Raw genomic sequence first — 19,635 nt, forward strand, 5'->3', positions numbered from 1 at the left:
ATGTCACAAGCTCTACCGTCCGACCCTATACTAGTTTTCGATATCGAGACGGTCGCCGATATCGATGGCGCACGGCGTATTTATCCGCAGTTGGCTGCACTGAATGATGAAGACACCTTAAGCGCACTGACAGCCATCCGCATGCAAGAGGCAGGACACGATTTTATGCGCTTGCCATTGCAGCGCATTGTCTGTATTTCCGCTTTATATATCAAAGATGGCAAGTTATCGCTATTTTCATTGACCGCGGATAAGTTTAGCGAAAAAGACATTCTTGCCAAGTTTTTTCGGGCATTCAGTGATCTTGAGACCTTGCCACAGCTCATCAGTTGGAATGGTTCAGGTTTTGACATACCTGTACTGATATATCGCGCTATGCAGTATGATTTATCAGCGCCATGGCTGTTTGAAGAAGGTGAACGTATCAAAAATATGCGCTTTGACAATTATGTCAATCGTTTCCATACGCGTCATCTTGATTTGATGGACAGATTTAGTCAGTACGGTGCCAGTCGCCGCGAGGCCATGGATGTGGTCGCCAGTTTATATGGATTACCAGGCAAAACTGACGTTGATGGTAGCATGGTGGGCGCGCTCGTCAGTAGTGGTGATTGGCAGACACTCTCCATCTATTGTGAGTCTGATGTGATGAACACTTGGCTCATCTATCTTCGTTGGCTACGTCTGACAGGAAAGCTGTCCTCACCAGACTTTGATGCTTGGCAACAGCAGAGCTATGACTATCTAGCACAATATACCCAAACCGATGGTAGCCCAAGACATCAAGAGTTTATTGCTGACTGGTCATCGGCACCCAAATTATAGAAACCGTATTATTAGCAGTTTGTTATTCTCCTCTTATAGTTATTTATTATTAAGGCAGGTTTATGCAACCCACCGACTCCAAAACCTCAATAGCCAATTCTGCTCCGCAGAACGGTGTTACTCAAACGAATGATAGCCAAAAGATTGCCATTCCACCCAGCAAGAAAAAATCTAAGCCATCATCAAAAACGCGCCGTCGTCTAAAAGATGCAGAGCCGATTCCATTTAACATTGATGGTTTGTCACATGATGGTCGCGGCGTAGCCATCTATGGCAATGGTTTTGGGGTTGATGATGGCCATGCTGAAGATAAGCATGGCAAAAAAATATTTGTAAGCTTTGCTCTACCGGGTGAAAGCGCACTGGTAAAAATCACCAATAGCCGTGCCAGCTTTGAAGAAGGCGATGCAATCAGTATTACTGCTAAACCAAATCCTGAGCGTGCTGTACCGCCTTGCCCACATTTTGGTGTTTGCGGTGGCTGCAACTTACAACACTGGCAGCCAGATGGGCAAATAAATTTTAAGCAGTCCGTACTTGCTGAGATGCTCATGCATCAAGCCAATGTAGAACCTGATAACTGGCTGGCACCTGTCGTAGGTGATCGTCTTGGCTATCGCACCAAGGCTCGTCTAGGCGTGCGCTATGTCGTCAAAAAAGAAACCGCGCTGGTCGGCTTTCGTGAGCGCTCAAGTAACTTTTTGGCAGAGCTCAATGAATGCCATATCTTAGACCCACGCATCGGTTTTGAAATTGAGAACTTAAAGACGCTCATCAGCACGTTAGAGAGCCGTGACAAGATTGCTCAGCTTGAGCTTGCGATGGGTGAGCAATTGCCAGAATTGCCTGACGGCAATCAACCTGTTGCACTAATCGTGCGTCACTTAGAGCCGCTGTCAGAGGCTGATATAGACAAATTAAAAGCATTCTTTGCAGCGCGCAATTGGCAGCTATATCTACAGTCAAAAGGCGCTGATAGTATTGAACGTATCGCTTTGACAGAGGCAGATGATTTAAGCGAGCAGTTTGGTCGCTTGTATTATCAACTGCCAGAATATGATTTGACCTTTGAATTTATTCCTACTGACTTTACCCAAGTCAATTTATCTGTCAATCGCCAAATGACTAAGCTGGCTTGCGACTTATTAGATTTAAAAGCAGGTGAGCGAGTACTGGATCTGTTTAGTGGTTTGGGTAATTTTAGCCTGCCGCTAGCACGTCTCGTTGGTGAAACAGGTTCTGTGGTGGGTGTCGAAGGTAGTGAGGCCATGACCAAGCGTGCGGCTGACAATGCTCGTCGTAACGGTATCAGCAATACTGAATTTTATAGTCAAGATTTGACAAAAGATTGCACTGACAAACCTTGGGCCAATCAGGGTTTTGACGCCTTACTCATCGACCCCCCGCGCTCTGGTGCTTGGGAGATTATGCAGTATTTGCCAAAATTCAATGCTGAGCGTATCGTATACGTTTCTTGTAATCCAGCAACCCTCGCCCGCGATACCAAAGCATTACTAGAGCAAGGGTATCGCTTGACGCATGCGGGTGTCATGGATATGTTCTGCCATACTGGACACGTCGAGTCTATCGCTCGTTTTGAAAAAGTAGACAGCTGATTTTTATACGTATCTTATGATTCGTAATAGCCTCTTAAGTAGCCGTATTATGACCGCAACACTGAATCCAAGCTTGGATAATATTTTGCCTATAACTCACGGCTATTTCACATAATTAACCAAAGTCATTACAGAGCCTCGCTTGATTTGTCCTTTCAAAGTGAGATAATAGTAAACAATCTTCTTATACTGTATATCGCCGTATAAGCAGCACTTGTACTCGTAGCTTTATATATTTTACGCGCATTTTATGGCTGTTAAAAATCAGATTTTTAGCAGTTGTATTGGTTTATAGCTGGCACTTTATGAATCGTTCATTCAGAGTGTGTGCATAGTAGATGAGGTTATAATCAATTCAAAATAGCTAAGAGGAGTCGGCTATGGTAAAAATTCGTGAGGGGTTACCGTTGGTGGATGGACAAACCACGCAGGCCGACAGTGCCACACTGGCGGCGCGATTGGTAGCGAGCCAACGCTCTCACCAATCTGCCAACAGCTACGCCCAGATTCCTCTCGATATCAAATACCAGCTGTCAACTCACAAGCTACATACTACGTTTGATCGATCAGCCGCACATACTTATGATGGCCTCGACCCCGCGCTTGAAAACGAGTATCTGGACAACACCTATACGCTCTCAGATGAAGAGCTCGAATCCATTGATTTAGATCAAGCCAATATTGATGTACCCACTTGGCTCGACAATGTGGCGAAGCGTATCGGTCAAGAGTCTGTACCTCATCTGAGTGCTGCTTGTGAGTTTATCCGTAGTCACATGAATACTAGCGAATCTGAGCGCTCAGGTGCTTACGTCACTGGTATTGGCATGACAGACATATTGACCTATCTCTATCAAGATGAAGATGCGCTTGTTGCTGCCATGCTATATCGCAGTGCCCGCAAATCTATCATTAGTCTTGCTGAAGTTGAGAAAAATTTTGGTGCGGATATCCTAGCCCTTGTTAAAGACACTTTAGCAATGGGGAAACTCTCAGAGATTATTGAGAGCAATAAACGCTTAGAAGATCATTTCGTCAATAATCAGCGTGACCAGCTATCAAATATTTATAGCATGCTCATTTCTGTCACCAACGACGTGCGTGTGGTACTCATTAAGTTGGCAGAGCGTACCTTTGCCATGCGTGAGTTGACGTTTTCTAGGCCAGAGCGTCAAACTCGTGTCGCGCGTGAGGTCATGACTATTTACGCCCCATTAGCGCATCGCCTAGGTATCGCGCAGCTTAAATGGGAGCTTGAGGATCTGGCGTTTCGCTACCTTGCGCCCGATAGGTACAAAGAGATTGCCAAGCTACTGTCCGAAAAGCGAAGCGAACGCGAGTCTTATATTCAGCGTGTAGAAGACAAGCTCAATGAGGCATTAGCGAATGCTGGTATTGAGGGCGAAGTATCCGGACGTGTCAAGCATATCTATTCTATTTACCGCAAAATGAAGCTTAAAGGCTTATCGTTCGATCAGCTGTATGATATTCGTGCATTACGAGTATTGGTCAATAATCCTTCAGACTGTTATCACGTCTTAGGCTTGGTACATGGTTTGTGGCGTTATATTCCTGAGCAATTTGACGATTATATTACCAACCCAAAGTCAAACGGCTACCGCTCACTACATACTGCCGTCATTGCCGAAAACAAATCGCTTGAAGTGCAGATTCGTACTCAGGAGATGCATTTTGAGGCGGAGCTTGGCATGTGCGCACATGTCAATTACAAAGAAGGCCTGAAGAATAAAAAAGACAATTACTTAAATCAAAGAATCAGCTCGCTACGTCAGCTACTGTCTATTAACAACGAGACCCGTAACCAGCCGCGCTCAGCTGTCATGACAGGCGAAGAGCTAGATGACATGGAGCTTGACGAAGAAGAACAACTCGTTGATTTTGATGAGCTCGAGCGTATCTATATTTTCAGCCGTGACGGCGACATCACCGAGCTACCAAAAGGTGCAACCGTTCTCGATTTTGCCTATTATGTGCATACCCAAGTTGGTAACCGTGCACAGGCAGCCCGAGTTAATCAGCGCTATGTGCCATTGACTTATCAGCTAAAAACAGGGGAACAAGTTGAGATCATCACTAAGGCATCGCGTGAGCCCAATCGTGATTGGCTAGTCGCCTCACTGGGCTATATTCATACCAATCGCGCACGCTCAAAACTGCGTCAATGGTTCAACAAACAAGACCGTGATAAGAATATTGAAATAGGTCGTCAGATGCTTAGCAAAGAGCTTGAGCGCCTATCCGTGCATCCCAATAGCATTGACTTAAATGACTATATCCAGCATTTCCACGTCAATACGACCGATGATATTATCGTGGGGCTCGTCACAGGTGATATCGGTCTCAACCAGCTAACCAGCCATATTTCTCGGCAGCTGCATCTAGAACCCGAGATACCACCAGAGAACTTTGCACCGCACGTCGATACTAGAGATGCGAGCAAGCTCGATGCCTACAAAATCCGTATCGACGGTCTGGATAATATTGAAATCAATTTAGCAGGCTGCTGCCATCCTGTACATGGTGAGCCAATTGCCGGATACATTACCTTATCGCGAGGTGTCAGCGTTCATAACCGCGGTTGCCCTGAGTATTTGCGTTTGGTCGAGCGTGATCCTGAGCGCAAAATAGAGGCAGCTTGGCAAGTACAATCTGGTCGCTACCAGCCTGTCGATATCCACGTAGAGGCGTATGACAGACGCGGCCTGTTGCGTGATTTGACACAGATTATTGATAAAGAGAACGTCAATATCCGCAAAGTTGAAACGCTTAGTAACGATGACAATATCGCCTTTTTGAAATTTCATATCGAGGTTTCAGGGCTAGCGCATCTATCTAAGTTACTGGCGAAACTAGAGCAACAGCACGGTGTCTTACATGCTCGTCGCGCTGTGGCTTAGTTGAAATGCTAAGCTACCAATTATTCACTCAAAAATAGAGTTGTCATAAAACATCATGCCCGAATTGCCAGAAGTAGAAACCACCAAGACTAGCCTTGCACCATTATTAGGACAACAGGTGATTGATATAAAGGTCTTTGAACCCAAGCTACGTTGGGCGATGCCAGATGACTTAAGTAGTCTGGCTGACTACACGTTAGATAGCGTTGAACGCCGAGCAAAATATCTTGTTCTTAAATTTTTGCCCACAGTGCTTAATGATAATGATGCCATGGTAGCACCACTTAAGCTTTTGATTCATTTAGGCATGTCAGGTAGTTTACAGCAGCACAGTTATGGCACTGACAAACGTAAACATGATCATCTAATAGTAGTATTTAGGGATTCTGAAAATGCAAAGTCTCAGCTACATTATTACGATCCAAGACGATTTGGCTCAGTATTATGGTATGAAGATTACGGCAGCAAATTACTGGACCACTTGGGCCCTGAGCCACTCTCAGAAGATTTTACCGCAGAATATCTTTATAACGTTATTCAACGTAATAACTTATCCGATAAAGATCATAACAATACAGGCTCTAACAAAAAACCATCGACCAAACGAACACAGTCCATCGCACGAGCTATCAAATCTGTCATTATGGAACAAAAAGTCGTGGTAGGTGTCGGTAATATCTATGCGACGGAAAGCCTCTACCTATCAGGCATACATCCCGCTACCCCAGCGAACCAACTTTCATTTGACCAACTTGTTGTTTTGGTTGATCATATTAAAGACATTCTAAAAAAAGCCATTGAACTTGGTGGCTCAACGCTACGAGATTTTACAGTCGCGAGTGGTCAAACGGGTTATTTTCAGCAGACCTTAAATGTTTATGGTCGGCAAGGAGAGCATTGCCTAAAATGCGATACCATTCTAGAAAATGTTAAGCTCAATGGTAGAGCCAGCGTTTATTGTCCAAATTGTCAGCCGTTAGCTTAAGCTTAATTAGTGGTCATATGATTTCTTACCTTAACTAAAGACAAATCTGCTACTATTTTCAAAATAAATACAATCTAGTTTGATATATTTTTTTACTCACATAAGAATATCCCATGTATTCTTGTTGCTTATTGGCGTACATCTTGCTTTAATAGTGCTAGCGCTTACAAAAATAGTGCGCACTATTTATTCTTCTGTAATACTTACCCTACCTGTCGTTGCCGCGATATTCCTATATGGAGACAGCAGCAGCCATTAATCATACTAATTGTAAATTTTAGGATATCGTTATGACGGTTAAAGCCACAAACAAACGCGCAGTTAAGCAAAAGTTGTTTCCTGTCTTTACTTCCTTAGCGTTAATGGCTGCTAGTATGCAACCTACTTTTGCAGCCATAGAAATAGACGAAACTGACTTTGGCCCTTCTTATGAGACGATGGTAGTAGATACGATTGTTGGTAAACCATTACAACTGGTCAATGCTGTGGCTGGTACCGCCGCCTATATCGTGAGCCTACCCTTCTCTCTTATCGGTGGAAATGCCGATCAAGCGCAGCAAAAATTATTTGTTGAGCCTTGGGATGCTATGGGAAGATGTTTAGGCTGTACAGTTGCTGAAGATAACTATTATAAATCACAAGTTATTGACAATAATACTGTGCGTATTGTCGTTGACCAACCATCAGAGATTTTGATTAATACTAACGATTACGTGGTTGTCACGCCATAAACTACTGTGTTTGATCGTTTTTAGCATAAATCACAAAATATGACTTTGTGAATAGACAATAAAAAAGGCTAACGTAAAGTTAGCCTTTTTTATTACCACTAAACCGTACGTTATTATTTTACAATATGAGTATTACTCAATTTAGCACTGATTTCACGCAGTAACTGTACTTCTTCTGATGGCTCTACTATAGCTTCCTCTACAGCTTCCGTACGACGCATTTTATTTACTACTCTAACCATCATAAAAATAATAAAAGCTAAAATTAGAAAATTAATGAGTACAGTGATGAAGCTACCATATGCTAATACAGGAACGCCAGCTTCTTTGAGTGCATCATAGGTCATAGCAACCCCATTAGGCACATCACCCAATACCAAAAGCATATTTTTAAAGTTAATCTCGCCCCCTACAATGAAAGCGACAATTGGCATAATGATATCATCTACCAATGATTTAGTGATGGTAGCAAAAGCCCCACCAATGATAACACCAACTGCTAAGTCCATCACATTGCCTTTTAGAGCAAATTCTTTAAATTCTGAAACCATACTCATTGTATTCTCCTCAAGAATTATCTATAGGCGTATAGATATTTTATATAATCAGTATCATACTTCACTCTAACGTTAATCATTGAACACATCAAAACTAATGTTCATTTTGTATTTATTTCTTCAAAATTACAACAAAAAAAGCAGTGTAAAGTGAACCACTATAGCTCACCCTATACTGCTAATTCTTTAACTACTCCGATGTCTAAAAGACATTAAATTTTGGTGTTAAAAATCAACGCTCTAAAAGATTGAGTAGTTTATACTGTCGATATTATGCATTTTTCTTACTACGGCTGTGACGCTTACGCTCACTTTCAGTCAGATAGCGTTTACGGATACGTATTGCTTTTGGTGTTACTTCAACCAGCTCATCGTCTTGAATGAATTCAAGCGCTTGCTCAAGCGTAAACTTAACTGCTGGCGTCAACGTCAACGCTTCATCTGTACCACTAGCACGTACGTTGGTTAACTGCTTACCGGTTGTTGGGTTCACTGTCATATCATCGTTACGCGAGTTTAGACCGACGATCATACCTTCATAAACTTCAAGCTGTGGCTCTGCAAATAACTTACCACGTTTTTGTAGGTTAAACAGTGCAAATCCTAGGCAAGTACCGTTTGCCATAGAAACCAATACGCCGTTCGAACGACCACCCACATCACCGATCTTTTGTGGACCATAATGCGAGAAGCTTGACGTCATGATACCACTGCCTGAAGTCAATGTTAAAAACTCAGAACGGAAACCGATCAAACCACGAGCTGGTACTGTGGCTTCAATACGCATACGACCTTTACCATCAAGCTCCATATTGGTCATCTCGCCTTTGCGTAGACCAACCTGCTCCATGATAGCACCCTGATGCTCTTCTTCGATATCGAAGACAACGTTTTCATACGGTTCTTGTAGTTTGCCATCGACTTCTTTGACAATAACTTCTGGGCCAGATACACCCATCTCAAACCCTTCGCGGCGCATATTTTCGATCAATACTGACAAATGCAGTTCACCACGACCAGAGACTTTAAATTTATCTGGAGATTCAGTATCTTCCACGCGCAGAGCAACGTTATGAATCAGTTCACGCTCTAGACGCTCACGGATATTACGCGAAGTCACAAACTTACCATCACGGCCTGCAAATGGTGAGTTATTCACTTGGAAGTTCATCGAAACGGTTGGCTCATCCACAGTCAATGCTGGTAGTGCTTCGACATGATTTGGATCACAAATCGTATCTGAGATATTAAGCGCATCGATACCTGTGATACAAACGATATCACCAGCCTGTGCATCTTCAACATCAATACGATCAAGGCCATGGTAGCCCATGATTTTTAAGATACGGCCGTTACGTGTCTTACCATGCTTATCAATGACAGTAACTGGTGTATTGGTTTTAACCTTACCACGCTGGATACGACCAATACCAATCACACCGACGAAGCTGTTGTAATCAAGGCTTGAGATCTGCATACGGAATGGTGCGTCTGCATCAACTTGCGGCGCCTGTACAACATCAACAATAGTTTTAAATAGTGGCGTCATGTCATCAGCTAAATCATCTGCTTCCAAACCTGCAATACCATTTAACGCTGATGCATAAACCACTGGAAAATCAAGCTGCTCATCAGTTGCACCTAGATTATCGAACAAATCAAAAATTTGATCCATTACCCAATCAGGGCGTGAGCCAGGACGGTCAATTTTATTGATAACAACAATCGGCTTTAGACCTTGTTCAAATGCTTTTTGCGTTACAAAACGAGTCTGAGGCATCGGACCATCGACAGCATCAACAACCAAAAGTACGCAATCAACCATTGACATCACACGCTCAACTTCACCACCGAAATCGGCGTGACCTGGGGTATCAACGATATTAATACGGTATTCAGTTCCTGAAGTCTGATCTGTCCAACGAATGGCTGTATTTTTAGCCAAAATAGTAATACCACGTTCTTGCTCAATATCACCTGAATCCATTGCACGTTCAGCAATATTTGCACGATCGCCAAAAGTACCAGATTGATGTAATAATTTATCAACCAAAGTTGTTTTACCGTGGTCAACGTGGGCAATAATTGCAATGTTACGCAGGTGTTTGATATCGTTCGCCATATAAAATGCTCGTGTCGTCTTAAAAAAATGCAGTAGCAATAAGCGCCGCTGGATAAACTTTTATCATCAATAAGATAAATATTGAATTTTAGATGATACACAATAAATGCTATCACTCAGAAAATCTCAATATAATCAAATATCTATGCCGATAAATTCATCGTACAGATAGCTATGCTAATGTACATTCTGTCAATTTACAGAATGTTTGGGTGGCTAGTATAACATTATTGATTCATAAATTTATGAAATAACTTACTTTTATCAATACATAAATAAAAAAAGCCACCCGATTGGGTGGCTTTTTTTGTAACCATATATCTAACTATACGATTATTTATCTAATACTTACTGAACAACCATATCTTTAGTTTGTTCAACAGTCATAGTTTTGTCACCAGTGATGATGGCATAAACACGACGGTTCATAGCACGACCTTCTTCAGTATCGTTTGATGCGATTGGTTGGTCATAACCATAACCAACAGTTGATAGACGGTTTGGAGCAATACCGAATTCGTTAGTTAGCATAGATTTAACAGCAACGGCACGAGCTTCAGATAGACGTTGGTTATAACGTGCTGAAGGACCAGTTTTAGATGCATGACCTTCTACACGAGCTGTAGAGTTTGGATACTCACGCATTTTTTCTGCTACTTTAGCGATTTCTGGCTTGTATTGGTTTTTGATAGCTGATTTATCGTTATCAAAGAATACACGTAGTTCCATTTTTAGCTCATCAGTAATATCTACTGGTACTGGGCAACCGCGCTCATCAACCACCACATTCATTGGAGTGCCTGGGCATGCATCCATGCTATCAGGTACGCCATCACCGTCAGAATCAAGGTCAGCTTCAACAACAACTACTGGAGTGTTGTCAACCATTGGCTCTTCCATTGGTGGTACTGCTACTGTAGGTGCTAGATGGCCACCAAGTACAACTTCTAGACCGGCCAAGGCCATGCCTTCCCACCAGTTGTTATCAAAGTTATGAATCGCACGAGCTTCACCACGTAGGCTTAGTGCATCGTTGATACGATACATAGCACCTAGACCTAGGTTACCGATAGTATCTTTAGTGCCTGAAACTTTGTCACCTGAAGAGTCTTTAATCTCAAGTTTAGATTGGCCAGCACCAACTAACACATATGGCTTAAGAGCGCTATCAGTATAACCAGTGAACTCTTCGGTACCAACTAAGAAGTTACCAGAGATCATTTCCTGCTCTGCATCGAAGTTATCAGAACCGTCTTGGCGGATAGCATCAGTATCTGATACACCATACTCTACTTGGAACTGAGTAGAAGGAGTAAGTTCGATACCTAAAGCGGCACCAGTATATAGACCGTCTTCTTTATAGTAGCTATCACCACTACCACTATAGTCGCCTAGTAATTCAGCTTGATCATCATCAGCGCCTTCACTGTAGTGATAACCTAATAATAGTGGGCTAATAGTAACACCAGCATTAGCTGCTAGAGGTGCAGCTGTTACAGCGAACAGTGCTAAAGCAATTTTATTCAGTTTCATGGACTTCCTCCAAAGGATAATTTTAGTGATGCATTAAGCAAAACCGATTTTCAAGACGCTCTAAATTAGACATCTTTTACGCATTTTAGGTACAAAGCAAAACCAATTAAGAAGTAGCTTAGCGATTATCCATTCAGTTTACAACTTTTTTCGTTAACGAGCTACACATTATTACACGATAATGTTGTAACTAAAACACAATAGCCATTCTAAGTTACTTAGAACTAACACACCTTACGCTTTTTATCTTTTGTATGTCAGTTCACGATAGATGCTAAATCAACTAGCACCTATCGTTTGAACATATTTTATTACAATTGATAATTTTTCTCTATTCCTAATGCATATTATTCACTAATTGAAACATTTTTTGACAATAGACATATATTCTGTTTATATTACAACAGTCGACATTATTTTATATCCGAAGTAACTTATAGATAACTTATAGAAAAGTAATAATTTTGTATACTGCCAACAAAACAAAATACTAGTCTTTATCAAGTATTTTTTCTACATAATGGATTAGCTAGATGTTGCAGATAAGCGCGATTATTTTATTTGGAAAGTCTGAAGCCATAGGATGTAGCAACCTATGAAATCGCTTTATAAAACATCATCAAATTATCGCAGATTACTGATAGTGGTTTTACCTTTATCTACTTTGATGAAGGGAATGCTTAGTCATGATAGGCTAATATTTCGAATAAATCAGTTGTACGCTCCACTACACCAGTTAACTATATGTAATAAACGCTCTGCAATGCATTTGCAAGCTTTAAGCGCTAAAGGTAGGAATGGCTTCACTCTTGTTGAGCTGATTGTTACTGTAACGGTGCTTGCTATCATAGTAGCGATTGCAACGCCAAGCATATTGACGCAATTAACGCGTATGGAAGCCAAACGCGTCAAAACCCAATTAGAGAACGCTCTCGCTTTGGCAAAAGCTGAAAGCTATATCACTAGACAAGATGTATTGGTTTGTTTATCGAATGACGGTATACAATGCGACCGCAATAGTGACAACATGCTTATATTATTCGTAGACAAAAACGGTAACAAAAACTTCGATACAAATGCTGATACTCTAGTACTCAATCAATATTTTAATTTAAAATATAGTACACTGAAACTCAGAGTCGGAGCGGGTCGCCATTACATCAAATTTTGGGGTGATAGTGGCAAACCTCGGGGGCATTTTGGCCATATCAAGTACTGCCCCACATCTACCTATAATGATGCAATGTACCAAATTTCTTTCAATCAAAACGGTCGAGTCAGTCAGAAGCTTAATCAAGACCACCCTACCGATTGTGATGGGTAATTGAATGCGGACAAAGTAGCAAGTACATTACCTTTAAGCATTTTAATACATCGCATTTTTTACCATAACAACAGCTTGCTATAATCCTAAATCATAGCGTGTTCTATATTTAACTCATCAACACCATCGACCTAGGCAACAGTATCGATATTCCCACAAGTCAAGCCATGGCCTAAACTCAATAGATTTAAAAATGATAATCTCTTTATTGATAACGTTGTTGCTGTTGCCATAGCAGCCGACTTTGTAATGGTTGATAATCAAGTAGATGATCTATCAGATGCCGATGTAGCTTTGACCAATTATTCAGCGTTGCTTTAGTGATACCTAGGTAGGCCATCTCGATAATATCGATACCCTTAAATATAGTCTGTCCGGTACTACTCTCTAAATGCTCGGACTCTATAGCATTCTGCATGATTGGCAGTAACCCCACATCAGGTAAAAAGCGATATACACAATTAGGTTCGATAGTATGTTCGATGTTATCATGCGTTAGCGTTAAGATGAAACCTAACTCATTGAATAGGTGCTGCTCAAATTGGCGCAAACATAAACGAAGCTCAGTGTTATCTAAAGGTTGCTTCAGCTGCTGTAAACTGTCCTGATAATGTTGCCACAATACCGGCATTGGATCTTCGGTCGGTAACAATCGCCACAGTATCTCATTAAGGTACAACGCCGCATATTGGTGCTGTCCATTGATATTACTATAAGGTACAGTAGATAGTGTGGCAGAGGTACCTTCTTTTTGCTCGTTACTTGTTTGGAGAGTGGTTTGCGAAGTAATCTGGATTTGAGTGAATGTCTTTAGGTCGCGTTTGCCAGTGGCAAATAGCTGTAAAGGCATAAATAACGGTGCACCTTTTTTCCCAACACCATGTATCACACCATGCTGCTGAGAAAAAAGATAATACAACGCACGCTTTTCTTGATAAGGACGCTGATGTAATAGATAGCCGACTAACGCTTCGTTACGCATTGTTTATTACCTCAGCATTGAGTAGATGGACATGCTCCTTATCATACTACTCTTTGAATACCACTAATACCCCAAACTGGTCAGCGCACGCTCATCATCAGACCAACCGCGTTTGACTTTGACCCATAGCGTTAGCATAATCTTTTTGTCAAACAGTTGCTCCATGTCTTTACGAGCATCCATACCGACTTGCTTGATGCGCTGGCCTTTATCACCAATGACAATGGCTTTTTGACCACTACGCTCAACATAGATAGTTGCATCAATAAAAGTACAGGCTTTACGTGGACGCCCTGTCTTTGGATCAGTGTGTGCAGGCTCATCTTTAAACGCGTCGATCTGTACAGTCAAGTCGTATGGCACTTCATCACCAGCACTACGTATGATTTTTTCACGAATGATTTCGCTCGCTAAAAATCGCTCTGAACGATCAGTGATTTGCTCTGTATCATAAATAGGTGCAGCAACTGGTAAATGTGAGGCAATCACTTCTTGCAAACGATCTAAGTTTTGGTTCTTGAGCGCCGATACTGGCACGATATCAGCAAAGTCAAAACTTTCATTAAAGGTTTCAATAAGCGGCAATACGCTGCCTTTATCTTTTAAAGTATCTGATTTATTAATGACCAGTACGATCGTTAAATCGGTCTCACCAAGCTTTTGCAGCGTCAATAGATCATCATCACGCCATTGATCTGAGTCAACAACGAACAATACCAGATCAACATCTACTAGAGCAGATACTGCCGCTTTATTCATACGCTCATTAATCGCACGTACTTCATTGCGATGGATACCTGGCGTATCGACAAACACCGCCTGCATCTCGTGATTGGACAAAATGCCATGAATACGATGACGAGTTGTTTGCGGCTTACGTGAGGTAATAGACAGCTTTTGACCCAATAAGTGGTTCATCAACGTTGACTTACCGACGTTTGGGCGTCCAACGATGGCCACATAGCCTGATCTAAAATCATCAGCCAACTGGGCACTACCACTTGGTGCAAAAAACGCTTCAATCGCCAGATCGTTTTCTAGTGTGATATCTTCCACGCTATCTGCATTCGTATCGACATCTGTATTTTCAATCATATTTTGAGTACTATCTTCATTATTCGATGGCACATCAGGGTGATTGCTCATAAGTTGATCCTATAGGGTTTATATCCAGCCAAATATGACTTAATAGTTTGTCGGTGTAGTTACTATTGGATATCAGCTGGTAATATTTGAAATAAGTAGTATATAAGGTAAATTAGGTCTATGCCGCTTCAGGTCTTATCACGCAAAAGCGGCATTGTTGACTCAGAAATATGCCTGTAATCACCTGCAAATATTCGCTAAGAGCGTTTTTTAGCGGATCCTGGAAGTTTGTGCAGCTGATTGATCATAAGTTCTGCTGCTTTTTGCTCAGCGATGCGGCGACTTTCACCAGATTCAGTAATATCAGGGCAGTTCTGAATATTCACGTGACAGCGTACTACGAAAATTTGATGGGGAGCGTTGCCACGTGTTTCCATAAGCTCGTAGCTTGGCAAATCAAATTGCTTAGACTGTAACCACTCTTGCAAACGGCTCTTCGCATCTTTTAGTGCTTTTTGGTCATTGACGTTGTCAATCAAGTCTCCATACCAAGAGAGTACGCAATGACGAGTAATTTCCATATCTTGACTGTCTAAATAGATGGCTCCAATCAAAGACTCTACCGCATCCGCCAATATAGAAGCACGATTACGGCCGCCACCCTTACGCTCACCAACGCCTAATATCAGATGGTTAGATAGCTCTAGATTTTGCGCGATAATAACCAATGATTCTTGGCGGACCAAAGTTGCACGCATACGGGTTAGACGCCCTTCGTTTTGATTAGGATAACGATGGTATAAAGCCTCACCCACAATCATGCCCAAAAGCGCATCACCTAAAAACTCTAGACGCTCATAATTTTTTTTGCTGTCAAATGAGCGGTGCGTCAATGCAAGCTTTGGCAGGCTCAAATCATTAAATACATAGCCTAACTTGCGCGTTAAGACTGCTAAGCGCTGAGTAAATTCTGAGCTAACAACAAGCGTGTCGACAGACGTGCTATTTTTTTTAGGAGTAAGAACCGCTTGGGAATGTTGCGAAGTTGGTTTCATGCGTGGCTTGTGATTATCCCTTCTGTTTTACAGATTCAGTTTAATAAGAGTCTATATTGGATTTTGTTGAGGACACTAAAGCGCTGTCCTATCTTATAATTATTTATTCTGCTGTAGCCATATCGATGTCTCCTTCGAAACGATTCACAATATCGACATTGCTAAAGAACGTATTGGTTACTGCATATTCTTTATGAATGGCCAATTGGCCCGTTTTTTTATTGGTAAAAGTGAATACATCTTCTGCCTTGGTGTCATAGTCAGCATTGATGGATAGCTGTTTATTAACACGCTCAACGAATTGCTTGGCTGTCTCGTTATTGTCATTGGCTACTTTAAGCTCTGCACTCAAGAGCTTAGTCAACTGATAGTCACCAATTTGAGCAGGCACAATGGCCACTAGGAGTTTAACCGCGATCCCCAACATCATAATAATGAGAACGATGTTTGTCACACTAGCACCGCGCTGCGTGGCAAGACCAGATAACTGCTGCATTATGATATCCCTCTACAGATAGATGACTATTTTTAATAGCGTTCTATACCTATGACTTAGATAGTAAAACGCTATTTATTGAATAGTAACGATATTAGCATAAAACTATTATCGATAACTCAATCAATAGAGTACTCATGGTATTAATCAATGGTACCATTACGCTCGAAAGTTGGTAAGTTTAATCCTGGCGGTTTATGCATCCAAATATAGACCGCTTTACCCGCTAAATTTTCATCAGGAACAAATCCCCAAAAGCGACCATCTGCACTGCGATCACGGTTGTCACCCATGACAAAATACTGACCCTCTGGCACTTTAATGCGCCACTCTGTACCTTCTGAACTCACAACTTCTGGTGATTGTTGTTGTAGGAAGGGAGCATACTGTGAGCTGTTCATACCATTTAAGTAGCGAACAAGGTGTGTGTTTTTACCCTGTGTCTCTTGGAAATATTGTGCGGCGCCCTCTTCTTCCTGACCCATCGCAGCAGCACTCTCTTCTGTGAGCACCTGACCTGGACCAACTTGTCCTGGCAAATAAAGCTGTGACGTCAATTCTGCATTGGCCGAAAAATCGACAGGCGTCGTCTCCACTGGTACATCATTAATAGAGATTGTGCCTTGATTGTAGCTGACGGTATCGCCAGGCAACCCAATCAAGCGCTTGATATAGTAGATGCTTGGGTTTTCAGGATAACGGAATACCACTACATCGCCATGCTCAGGCTCGCCAGTATCCAAAACTTTATTATACGTTAGCGGTAGACGAACGCCATACGCATACTTGTTGACCGCAATAAAATCACCTGTATATAACGTTGGCACCATAGAGGATGATGGAATATTAAAAGGCTCAATCAAAAACGAGCGTACGATCAATACGACGGCCAACACAGGAAAAAAATCATAGGCCCATCGCACTAACAGGCTCTCTTGACCTCGACCGCGAGTTTTGCGCTGCTTGAGTGCCAGCTTATCTAGCAACCAGACAATTCCTAAGCCTATGGTCAACGGCACTAAAATTAAATTGAAATCAAAATCCATACCAAATTGCCTATTAACGTGCTGTTTGTCTAGTTGCTTTGATCAAAAAACTGACGACATTCAACTACTGCTATGTACAAAAACTATCTGAGATAGCACTGTCTATTAACTATCAACTTGCAAGACAGCCAAGAAGGCTTCTTGTGGAATCTCCACACTACCCACTTGTTTCATACGTTTTTTACCTGCTTTTTGCTTAGCCAACAGCTTTTTCTTACGCGATACGTCACCGCCATAGCATTTGGCCAAGACATCTTTACGCATGGCTTTTACCGTACTACGACCAATGATCTGACTACCAATTGCGGCTTGAATCGCCACGTCGAACATTTGACGTGGTATCAGCTCTTTCATCTTGCTCACCAATTGATTACCACGGAAACGCGCTTGGTCTTGGTGTACAATCATTGCCAAGGCATCCACCTTTTCACCGTTGATTAGCACGTCGACTTTGACCAATTTGTCCACTTGATAACGATCAAAATTATAGTCCAGTGATGCAAAACCACGCGAGACTGATTTTAGACGGTCAAAGAAATCCATGACCACCTCACCCATCGGAATATCAAAGATAACCTGAACCTGCTTACCCATGAAGCGCATATCGACCTGTACACCGCGGCGCTCAATACACAGTGTCATGACGTTACCCAAGTAATCTTGCGGTACTAAAATCTGACAGCGGGCAATTGGCTCACGGAACTCTTCGATATTGTTGGGCTCAGGCAGTCTTGATGGATTATCAACATAGATGACTTCGCCGCCTTTCTTTTCAATCTCATAGATAACTGAAGGCGCAGTGGTGATCAAATCCAAGTCATACTCACGCTCTAAGCGCTCTTGGATAATCTCCATGTGTAGCATGCCTAAGAAGCCACAACGAAAGCCAAAGCCTAACGCGTCTGAAGTATCAGGCTCAAAAAATAATGACGCATCGTTGATTTGCAATTTCTGCAGCGCTTCACGGAATTTTTCAAAATCACTCGAATCGACTGGGAACATTCCTGCATATACTTGTGGCGTGATCTGTTTAAAACCTGGGATACGTTCAACATCAGGCGTACTGGCATGTGTAATCGTATCGCCAACTGGCGCGCCTGCAATATCTTTGATACCAGCGATAACAAAGCCTACTTCACCCGCTTCTAAGATACCCGTATCGACAGGTTTGGGCGTGAATACACCGATAGAGCTTACTGGATGAGCATCGCCCGTTGATTTGATATAGATCTTATCGCCTTTTTTTACCGTCCCTTCACGTACGCGAACCAGTGAGACCACACCCAGATAACTGTCAAACCATGAATCAATGATAAGTGCTTGTAAGGGTGCTTCACGGTCGCCAGTCGGTGCTGGAATGAATTCAACCAACGCTTCCAACAATTTATCGACACCCAGACCAGATTTCGCTGAAACACGAGGGGCATCAATGGCTTCTATTCCGATAATATCTTCAATCTCTTGAATGACGCGCTCAGGCTCCACTTGCGGTAGATCAATCTTGTTAAGGACAGCCATGACTTCTAGGCCCTGATCGACTGCGGTATAACAGTTGGCAACCGACTGTGCTTCTACGCCTTGCGCGGCATCGACCACCAATAGCGCGCCTTCGCAAGCGGCCAATGAGCGTGACACCTCATACGAGAAATCAACGTGACCTGGCGTATCAATAAAGTTAAGCTGATAGCGCTCACCATTAGGATGGTCATAATATAGCGTGACCGACTGCGCTTTAATAGTGATACCGCGCTCACGCTCAATATCCATCGAGTCGAGCACCTGCGCCTGCATCTCGCGATCTTGCAAGGCACCGCACATCTGAATAAAACGATCGGCAAGGGTCGACTTACCATGATCAATGTGGGCAATGATTGAAAAGTTACGAATATTGGCTAATGCAGTCACAAAGCGCCTACTAAATTAAAGGTGATAGAATAAAGATAAGAGATAAATATGGTCAAGTACACTTGATAAGATAGGTATGCTTCGTTAAAACGTATGCTACAGGTCAGCTGTTGTGTCGATCGTAATCCTTAGAATGGATAACCTCGCCTAAAGCCCAGTACTTAGTACGGTAACTCTGCTGCGCTTTTGTACGCACATACCAAAGAGTATTCTAGCAGTTTTCTACTGCAAAGTAAGGCGATTTTAGTAGCAGAGAAAGTATTTATCAAGTAAGCGAGACTGACAGACATCTAACAAGGAGTATTTGACTAAGCAATAGCACATACAAACCTTGTAAATGAAAGATTATTTCAGGCAAAAAAAAGCCAATCCCAGAGAGATTGGCTTTTTAATACTGCTATATATGGTGGCGATGGAGAGACTTGAACTCTCGACCTCACGATTATGAGTCGTG

At 42.2% G+C, this 19,635-nt stretch carries 15 protein-coding genes; 6 read left to right on the top strand and 9 right to left on the bottom strand.

Annotated elements, in window-relative coordinates; translation table 11 throughout:
• The 5 genes from B3V51_RS07120 (at window position 1) to B3V51_RS07140 (ending at window position 7,075) form a co-directional block, all read left to right on the top strand.
• A complete protein-coding gene (locus B3V51_RS07120) occupies window positions 1-825 on the top strand; it encodes a 3'-5' exonuclease (protein WP_212563900.1) in 825 nt (274 codons plus the stop codon).
• A 62-nt stretch (window positions 826-887) separates the two neighbouring features.
• Window positions 888-2,441 (top strand): 23S rRNA (uracil(1939)-C(5))-methyltransferase RlmD, encoded by a 1,554-nt coding sequence (gene rlmD / locus B3V51_RS07125; protein WP_212563901.1) that lies wholly within the window; start codon window positions 888-890, stop codon window positions 2,439-2,441.
• 380 nt (window positions 2,442-2,821) lie between these two features.
• Window positions 2,822-5,359, top strand: coding sequence for a RelA/SpoT family protein (locus tag B3V51_RS07130; RefSeq protein ID WP_212563902.1), 2,538 nt, complete (start codon window positions 2,822-2,824; stop codon window positions 5,357-5,359).
• Between the two features lie 55 nt (window positions 5,360-5,414).
• Window positions 5,415-6,344: a bifunctional DNA-formamidopyrimidine glycosylase/DNA-(apurinic or apyrimidinic site) lyase gene (gene mutM, locus B3V51_RS07135; protein ID WP_093067761.1), complete on the top strand. Its 930-nt coding sequence runs from the start codon at window positions 5,415-5,417 to the stop codon at window positions 6,342-6,344.
• A gap of 290 nt (window positions 6,345-6,634) precedes the next feature.
• A complete protein-coding gene (locus tag B3V51_RS07140; RefSeq protein ID WP_093067758.1) occupies window positions 6,635-7,075 on the top strand; it encodes a hypothetical protein in 441 nt (146 codons plus the stop codon).
• Window positions 7,076-7,188: 113 nt separating this feature from the next.
• Here the strand turns inward: B3V51_RS07140 and mscL are convergent, their stop codons facing one another.
• The 3 genes from mscL to B3V51_RS07155 form a co-directional block, all read right to left on the bottom strand.
• Entirely contained in the window at window positions 7,189-7,632 is a 444-nt protein-coding gene (gene mscL / locus B3V51_RS07145; protein WP_093067752.1) for a large conductance mechanosensitive channel protein MscL, read from the bottom strand.
• Between the two features lie 271 nt (window positions 7,633-7,903).
• Entirely contained in the window at window positions 7,904-9,754 is a 1,851-nt protein-coding gene (gene typA / locus B3V51_RS07150; RefSeq protein WP_212563903.1) for a translational GTPase TypA, read from the bottom strand.
• A gap of 348 nt (window positions 9,755-10,102) precedes the next feature.
• Complete coding sequence (locus B3V51_RS07155) at window positions 10,103-11,287, bottom strand: OmpA family protein (RefSeq protein ID WP_186475117.1); 1,185 nt, start codon at window positions 11,285-11,287, stop codon at window positions 10,103-10,105.
• 595 nt (window positions 11,288-11,882) lie between these two features.
• Here B3V51_RS07155 and B3V51_RS07160 point away from each other — a divergent pair.
• On the top strand, window positions 11,883-12,611 hold the full coding sequence (locus B3V51_RS07160; RefSeq protein ID WP_286708164.1) for a GspH/FimT family pseudopilin: 729 nt from the start codon (window positions 11,883-11,885) through the stop codon (window positions 12,609-12,611).
• A 205-nt stretch (window positions 12,612-12,816) separates the two neighbouring features.
• Here B3V51_RS07160 and recO read toward each other — a convergent pair whose 3' ends face one another.
• The 6 genes from recO to lepA all read right to left on the bottom strand — a co-directional run bounded on the left by recO (window position 12,817) and on the right by lepA (window position 19,181).
• The gene (recO, locus tag B3V51_RS07165; RefSeq protein WP_212563904.1) at window positions 12,817-13,593 is read right to left on the bottom strand and encodes a DNA repair protein RecO; all 777 of its coding nucleotides are present in this window, start codon (window positions 13,591-13,593) and stop codon (window positions 12,817-12,819) included.
• Window positions 13,594-13,656: 63 nt separating this feature from the next.
• Window positions 13,657-14,688 (bottom strand): GTPase Era, encoded by a 1,032-nt coding sequence (gene era, locus B3V51_RS07170; RefSeq protein ID WP_212564552.1) that lies wholly within the window; start codon window positions 14,686-14,688, stop codon window positions 13,657-13,659.
• A 248-nt stretch (window positions 14,689-14,936) separates the two neighbouring features.
• The gene (rnc, locus tag B3V51_RS07175) at window positions 14,937-15,734 is read right to left on the bottom strand and encodes a ribonuclease III (RefSeq protein WP_212563905.1); all 798 of its coding nucleotides are present in this window, start codon (window positions 15,732-15,734) and stop codon (window positions 14,937-14,939) included.
• A gap of 103 nt (window positions 15,735-15,837) precedes the next feature.
• Window positions 15,838-16,230, bottom strand: coding sequence for a DUF4845 domain-containing protein (locus B3V51_RS07180; RefSeq protein ID WP_223334848.1), 393 nt, complete (start codon window positions 16,228-16,230; stop codon window positions 15,838-15,840).
• Between the two features lie 143 nt (window positions 16,231-16,373).
• Entirely contained in the window at window positions 16,374-17,276 is a 903-nt protein-coding gene (lepB, locus tag B3V51_RS07185) for a signal peptidase I (RefSeq protein ID WP_212563906.1), read from the bottom strand.
• A gap of 105 nt (window positions 17,277-17,381) precedes the next feature.
• The gene (gene lepA, locus B3V51_RS07190) at window positions 17,382-19,181 is read right to left on the bottom strand and encodes a translation elongation factor 4 (protein ID WP_212563907.1); all 1,800 of its coding nucleotides are present in this window, start codon (window positions 19,179-19,181) and stop codon (window positions 17,382-17,384) included.
• Window positions 19,182-19,635: the final 454 nt, after the last annotated feature.

This window comes from Psychrobacter sp. UBA2514, from assembly GCF_002341255.1.
Lineage (GTDB): Bacteria > Pseudomonadota > Gammaproteobacteria > Pseudomonadales > Moraxellaceae > Psychrobacter > Psychrobacter pacificensis.